This is a genomic window from Achromobacter sp., assembly GCF_057314935.1.
This window is the reverse complement of record NZ_DBHKZA010000115.1, coordinates 7,718-13,634: the sequence shown is the minus strand read 5'-3', so window position 1 is coordinate 13,634 and position 5,917 is coordinate 7,718. Positions and strand designations below refer to the sequence as shown.

Sequence of the window (5,917 nt, the reverse complement as noted above, 5' to 3'; positions counted from 1 at the left end):
TCCTGGATGAACTGGTTGCGCAGGCCGCGCTTGAACAGGGCCGTGCACAGCGTGGCGGTGCTGATGCCGGCCAGGCGGGCGCGGGTTTCGGGATTCATTTGGGACACGATGGCTCCGGGGTCGATAGGCGATGAATTAGGGGGCACGCGGCGGGCGCGGCCCGCCTGGCGTGCTTAGAAGATTTCGGGTTCCGGTACGGGCGCGCCGAATTCGGTCTCCAGGAAATCGAAATCGCAGCCGTCGTTGGCCTGCAGGATGTGCTTGGAATACATCCAGCCGTAGCCGCGCTCATAGCGTTTGGGCGGCGGCGTCCAGGCGGCGCGGCGCGCGGCAAGCTCCTCGTCGCTGATGTTCAGGTGAATGCTGCGGGCAGGCACGTCCACCGTGATCGTGTCGCCGGTCTTGACCAGCGCCAGCGGGCCGCCGATGTAGGCTTCAGGCGCCGCATGCAGGATGCAGGCGCCGTAGCTGGTGCCGCTCATGCGCGCGTCGGACAGGCGCAGCATGTCGCGCACGCCCTGCTTCACCAGCTTGGTCGGAATCGGCAGCATGCCCCACTCAGGCATGCCGGGGCCGCCCTGCGGGCCGGCGTTGCGCAGGATCATGATGTGCTCGGGCGTGACGTCCAGGTTCTCGTCGTCCACCGCGGCCTTCATGCTCGGGTAGTCGTCGAACACCAGCGCCGGGCCGGTGTGCTGCAGGAACTGCGGCGCGCAGGCGCTGGGCTTGATCACGCAGCCGTCGGGCGCGATATTGCCGCGCAGCACGGCCAGCGCGCCTTCGTCGTAGATGGCCGTTTCCAGCTTGCGGATCACGTCGTCGTTATAGACCTCGGCGCCCGCGATGTTTTCGCCCAGCGATTTACCCGTGACGGTCATGGCCGACAGGTCCAGGTGGCCGTGCAGGCGCGACATCAGCGCAGGCAAGCCGCCCGCGTAATAGAAGTCTTCCATCAGGTAGGTGTCGCCGCTGGGCCTGATGTTGGCAATGACCGGGACCTTGCGGCTGGCGGCGTCGAAATCGTCCAGGCTGACCGCATGGCCGGCGCGGCGCGACATGGCGACCAGGTGCACGATGGCATTGGTGGAACAGCCCATCGCCATGGCGACGTTGATGGCGTTCTTGAACGATGCCAGGCTCAGGATGCGTTTGGGCGTCAGGTCGTCCCACACCATGTCCACCACGCGGCGGCCGCACTCGGCGGACATGCGCATGTGGTTGACGTCCGCCGCCGGAATCGACGAGGCGCCCGGCAAGGTCATGCCGATGGCTTCGGCGATGGCCGTCATGGTGCTGGCCGTGCCCATCGTCATGCAGGTACCGTAGCTGCGGGCGATGCCCCCTTCCACTTCGGTCCATTGCTCCTGCGTGATCTTGCCCGCGCGGCGCTCGTCCCACAGCTTCCAGGCATCCGAGCCCGAACCCAGGATCTTGCCCTTCCAGTTGCCGCGCAGCATCGGGCCCGCCGGCACGTACACGCACGGCAGCCCGGCGCTGATGGCGCCCATGAGCAGCCCCGGCGTCGTCTTGTCGCACCCGCCCATCAATACGGCGCCGTCGACCGGGTGGCTGCGCAGCAGCTCTTCGGTTTCCATGGCCAGGAAGTTGCGGTACAGCATGGTCGTCGGCTTGACGAAGGATTCCGACACCGAAATCGCCGGCAATTCCACCGGAAAGCCGCCCGCCTGGAACACGCCGCGCTTGACGTCTTCGACGCGCTGCTTGAAATGGCTGTGACAGGGGTTCAGGTCCGACCACGTGTTGATGATGGCGATGATGGGCCGGCCGACCCAGTCGTCAGGGGCATAGCCCATCTGCATCATGCGGGAACGGTGGCCGAACGAACGCAGGTCATCCTTGGCCATCCAGGCGGCGCTGCGCAGACTTTCGTAGGTACGTTTCATAGGGGAATGGGAGTGAGGCGTGGTGGGTATGGGATCATTTAAACACTAATACATTAGTGCGTCAGCTAGGTAAAAACCCGCTACACTGCGGGCTTCGACCACCGTACTCCCGACACGCCTTCGGATGCAAAGCCAAAAGCTCAGACTGGACCGGTCGCGCCACGCCGCACCCCAGGTCTTTGAACACTTACGCGAACAAATCGTGTCGCTGGAACTCGCCCCGGGCACCGCGTTATCGCGCGTCACACTGGCCGAAACCTACGGCCTGAGCCAGACGCCCATCCGCGACGCCCTCATGCGCCTGGCCGAGGAAGCGCTGGTCGAGATCTATCCGCAGCACACCACCGTCGTCAGCCGCATCGATATCCCCGCCGCCCGGCAGGCCCATTTCCTGCGGCAGTCGCTGGAACTGGAGATCGTGCACCTGTTGGCGCAACGGGCCGACCCGGTGCTGCACAAGCGCCTGCAAGCCAGCATCGACCTGCAACGCGTCAGCCATGCGAATGGCGAATACCAGCAGTTCATCGACGCCGACCAGGCCTTCCATCGCGACATGCATGCGGCTGCCGGCGTGACCAGCCTTTGGGAACTGGAGCAACGCTACAGCGGCCACCTGGACCGCCTGCGCCGACTGCATCTGCCCGAAGCCGGCAAGGCCGAACGCATCATGGACGACCACCAGCGCCTTCTGGACGCCATCGTGGCGCAGGAGCCTGGGCGGGCGCAGCAAGTGCTGCGGGAACACCTGTCCGGCACGCTCAGCCAGGTCGCAGAGATCTGCAAGCGCTATCCGGAATACGTGCTGGCGGAGTGAGGCGTCGGGCGCCCCTGTGAAAGACCAGGGCGGGTCATGCCCCGCCTGGTGCGCCGCCGCCGGCCTTCCTGCCCGAAGAGGGCTTACGCACCGGGCGGCGGGCGGTGCCGTCGTCATGCCCGAAGAGGTCCTCCCGGGCTGCTTTGTTCAGGGCGATGATGGCGGGATGCTGCAGTTGCCGCGCGGTCGTCAGCGCGTAGAGCTGCTCCTTGACGCCGGCGATACTGCCGATGGCGCGCACACGATATTGCTTGACCAGATAAGTCGTGGTCGCGGTCGGCGCCACGAAAAGGCCGACCCCGGTTTGGCCGAACGAGTTCAACAAGGCACTGTCGTCGAATTCCCCGACGATGCGAGGCCGGATGTCATGCTCGTCAAACCACTGCACCAGACGCGGCCGGATCGCGGCATCCTCGCCCGGCAACAGGAACGGGGCCTGGTCCAGCATCGTCGGAAAGCGGCCCGGCAATTGTTCAAGCAAGGCCGGCGCGCCAAAAAACGTCAGGCCGCTCTCGCCCAGCAAATGGCTAAAGCCACGGACGTTCAATTGGCTGGGCATCGGACGGTCCGCAATCACCATGTCGTACCGGTGCACCGCCAGATCCGCCAGCAGGAAGGCAAGCCGGCCTTCGCGGCAGATCAGCCGCACGTTCTCTTCCAGACGCAGCACCGGCTCGATCATCCGGTAAACCAGCGATTTGGGGACGCCTTCGGCGATTCCTATCTTGAACTCCACCACTCGCCGGGCTGGCCGGTCACGCAGATCGTCCAGCAGTTCGTCGCCCAGGGTGAAGATGCGGTCCGCATACTGCGCAGCGCGGCGGCCGACGTCGGTCAACTCGAGCCCGCGGCCCACCCGCCGGAATAGCGCGGAGCCCAGCGAGGATTCCAGTTCCTGCAACTGGCCGCTGATCGACTGCGGCGTGCGCTGCAATTGCTGCGCCGCGCGCGCAATGCTGCCGGCCTTGGCAACCATCCAGAAATAGCGCAGATGTTTGTAGTTGAGAGAGACCATGGCCGATCACTCCAAAAAATCTGACTATCACTTCATGATATGCGAATTGTCCGACGAATAAGCGTGTTCTAGACTGGTTTCGTGTCTTGCATCGTTCAGGATTCCGGCCGCATTCCAGCGGTTGGCGGCGATGGCGGGAGGCGGCAATGGGTCACGTCGAGACTTTTGCCACAACGCCGATGTGGGTGGGATTCGTCGGCCTGGTGCTGGCCGTGCTGGCGCTTGACTTGTATGCGCTGGGCGGCCGTCGCGCGCACCGAGTATCGACGCGGGAGGCGCTGGGCTGGGTGCTTGCCTGGGCCACGCTGGCGACGCTGTTCGGATTATCGATGTGGTCGTTTCTCGATGCGAACGCCGGCCGCGCGGTGGCCAACCAGAAAACCCTTGAGTACTTCACTGGCTACCTGATCGAACTGTCCCTGTCCGAGGACAACATGTTCGTCTTTTCCTTGATCTTCACGTACTTCGCGGTGCCCCCGGAGTTGCAACGGCGGGTGCTGCTGTACGGCGTGCTGGGCGCCATCGTGATGCGTATCGGGATGATTCTTGCCGGCGTCTGGCTGCTGTCGAAATTCGTCTGGCTGTTCTACGTACTGGGCGTCTTCCTGATAGTGAGCGGCGCCAGGATGCTGGCCACGGCCGGTCGCCAACCCGACATCGCCCAGAACCCGCTTGTCCGTTTCATGCGGGCACGGATGCGCATTACTCCCGACTATCACGGGCAATCCTTCTTCGTCCGCCTCAACGGGCTGCGCTATGCGACCCCCATGTTCGTCGTCCTGCTGATGATCGAAGCGACGGACGTCGTCTTTGCTGTCGACAGCATTCCGGCGATCTTCGCCGTGACGCGGGACCCGTTCATTGTCTTCACCTCGAATATTTTCGCCATCATGGGCCTGCGGGCGCTGTATTTCCTGCTGGCGGACATGGTGGACCGCTTCCATTATCTGAAGTATGGGCTGGCGATCGTGCTGATCGTCATCGGCGGCAAGATGCTGGCGGCGCAGTGGGTCCACGTGCCGGTGCACTGGTCGCTTGGCGTGGTCGGTCTGGTGTTGGCCGCATCCATCGGCGCCAGCTTGCTGCTGCCCAGAAGGAAGGCTTCGGCCAACCGCCACAACGTGAAGCAGGCACACACCAAGGAGCTGCCATGAACACGATCATTCTCGCCACCGACGGATCGACACACAGCGACGAAGCGGCCCGCTACCTGGTCGCAAGCCCATTGCTGAGCCGCGATTTCGTCGTGCATGTGGTGCATTGCGAACCCCAGGTGTCGGGGGACGTCGAGTCGTTCATCGGCAAGGCCGAGATCGACGCCTGGCACCACGAAGAAAGCGGCAAGGCCATGCGCTCGGTGATCGACATACTTCGCCGCGGAAACGTGAACTTCGAATGCCACGAGCTGACGGGATTCACGCCCGAAAGAATCGTCAAGTACGCGGAAAGCGTCAACGCCGCCTGCATCGTACTGGGATCGCATCACCGCAGCCCGCTCGTGAATGCCTTGATGGGGTCGGTGAGCGGAAGGATTCTGGCGCACGCGCCTTGTCCAGTGCTGATGGTTTAAGGCTGGACCGGGCGGCCGCCTGGGCGGGCGTTGCCCCAAGCAGGCCGGACGCGAGAGCCAGGAAGGCGGAAGCCATCGCACGGCCAGATGGGCGACAGGACGCGTCGTCAATCCAACGGATACCGCCGTATCACCGTCTTCCCATCCCGTTCCGCCAGGGACAGCAAGGCTTCGCCCGACGCGTCCATCCCGAGCAATCCCGTCTCCACATCCTGCGGCACCTGGAACGGACGCCAAGTCTTGCCCTGGTCTCGCGTCGTGAAATAGGTTTTGGTGTATTCGTTGAATGAAAACAAATGATCCGCGTAGGTCTTGATCACCCAGGCTTGGCGGCCGAACCAGGCGTCGCCGATCCAGCTGGGTTTGCCCTGCACCGTGGGCGACGCCGAACGCTCGTTCCATACGCGTTCGGCCTTATCCAGTTCATAGATGCCATTGCCCGAGGTCCCGAACACGGGCTCGTCGCGGCTATGGCGCGCATCGGGCGCGGGCGCCGGGACCGGCGGCACGTGCGGCGTGATGCGGAAGGCGGGTGAGGCGCCGTCCTGGAACTCCACTTCGAACCGCCGGGTTTCCAGCACCTCGTTCTTTTCCGACGCATTCAGGCTGATCCG

At 64.1% G+C, this 5,917-nt stretch carries 5 protein-coding genes and 2 pseudogenes; 3 read left to right on the top strand and 4 right to left on the bottom strand.

Going from position 1 to position 5,917, the window contains the following annotated elements:
• A pseudogene (locus tag ACO6D5_RS27485) lies at nt 1-98 on the bottom strand (ribonuclease activity regulator RraA); the annotation flags it as partial.
• A 75-nt stretch (nt 99-173) separates the two neighbouring features.
• Nucleotides 174-1,904 carry an L-arabinonate dehydratase gene (gene araD, locus ACO6D5_RS27480; protein ID WP_485827149.1) on the bottom strand — a complete coding sequence of 577 codons (1,731 nt, stop codon included), beginning with the start codon at nt 1,902-1,904 and terminating at the stop codon, nt 174-176.
• Nucleotides 1,905-2,028: 124 nt separating this feature from the next.
• On the opposite strand from araD, the gene ACO6D5_RS27475 reads away from it, so the two are divergent.
• Nucleotides 2,029-2,718 carry a GntR family transcriptional regulator gene (locus ACO6D5_RS27475; protein WP_088588189.1) on the top strand — a complete coding sequence of 230 codons (690 nt, stop codon included), beginning with the start codon at nt 2,029-2,031 and terminating at the stop codon, nt 2,716-2,718.
• A 34-nt stretch (nt 2,719-2,752) separates the two neighbouring features.
• Here ACO6D5_RS27475 and nhaR read toward each other — a convergent pair whose 3' ends face one another.
• Entirely contained in the window at nt 2,753-3,733 is a 981-nt protein-coding gene (nhaR, locus tag ACO6D5_RS27470) for a transcriptional activator NhaR (RefSeq protein WP_485827148.1), read from the bottom strand.
• A gap of 146 nt (nt 3,734-3,879) precedes the next feature.
• Between nhaR and ACO6D5_RS27465 the strand changes: the two genes are divergently transcribed.
• Together ACO6D5_RS27465 and ACO6D5_RS27460 are read left to right on the top strand one after the other, a co-directional pair.
• Nucleotides 3,880-4,887, top strand: coding sequence for a TerC family protein (locus ACO6D5_RS27465; protein WP_485827147.1), 1,008 nt, complete (start codon nt 3,880-3,882; stop codon nt 4,885-4,887).
• The gene (locus tag ACO6D5_RS27460) at nt 4,884-5,303 is read left to right on the top strand and encodes a universal stress protein (protein ID WP_485827146.1); all 420 of its coding nucleotides are present in this window, start codon (nt 4,884-4,886) and stop codon (nt 5,301-5,303) included. The genes ACO6D5_RS27465 and ACO6D5_RS27460 overlap by 4 nt, the downstream gene beginning before the upstream one ends.
• A 107-nt stretch (nt 5,304-5,410) precedes the next feature.
• Here the strand turns inward: ACO6D5_RS27460 and ACO6D5_RS27455 are convergent.
• Nucleotides 5,411-5,917: pseudogene (locus ACO6D5_RS27455) on the bottom strand (hypothetical protein); the annotation flags it as partial.

Coding starts and splice junctions, on each gene's coding strand:
- araD (WP_485827149.1), bottom strand. CDS start 1,904: ATGAAACGTACCTACGAAAGTCTGCGCAGCGCCGCCTGGATGGCCAAG.
- ACO6D5_RS27475 (WP_088588189.1), top strand. CDS start 2,029: ATGCAAAGCCAAAAGCTCAGACTGGACCGGTCGCGCCACGCCGCACCC.
- nhaR (WP_485827148.1), bottom strand. CDS start 3,733: ATGGTCTCTCTCAACTACAAACATCTGCGCTATTTCTGGATGGTTGCC.
- ACO6D5_RS27465 (WP_485827147.1), top strand. CDS start 3,880: ATGGGTCACGTCGAGACTTTTGCCACAACGCCGATGTGGGTGGGATTC.
- ACO6D5_RS27460 (WP_485827146.1), top strand. CDS start 4,884: ATGAACACGATCATTCTCGCCACCGACGGATCGACACACAGCGACGAA.